Raw genomic sequence first — 244 nt, 5'->3', positions numbered from 1 at the left:
CCCATGGCATCTGGACGAACCACAGAGAAATGGCAAACGTGAGCAAAATAAGCAAAATCGCCCGCGGTTTGACGCCGCGCGGCATCGCATGATGTTTCTGCCAGAAACGTAGATAGCTGCCAAACCATGAGCGGTACAGCAACCAGGCGTGAAAGCGCGGGGAAGAACGGGCAAAGCACCAGGCCGCCAGCAGGATAAACGGCGTCGTCGGTAATACCGGTAATACCACGCCCAGCGTACCCAG

1 protein-coding gene is annotated in these 244 nt (G+C 57.0%); it reads right to left on the bottom strand.

Annotation, left to right across the window (positions count from 1 at the left end):
- Nucleotides 1–244: YbaN family protein (locus tag SB764_RS43775; RefSeq protein ID WP_410867274.1), on the bottom strand; the 244-nt coding region annotated here is incomplete at both ends.

Source organism: Paraburkholderia sp. SIMBA_027 (assembly GCF_046535315.1).
GTDB classification, from domain to species: Bacteria; Pseudomonadota; Gammaproteobacteria; order Burkholderiales; family Burkholderiaceae; genus Paraburkholderia; species Paraburkholderia tropica.
Note: the sequence above shows the minus strand (reverse complement) of the source record. Positions and strands in the feature narration are given on the sequence as shown.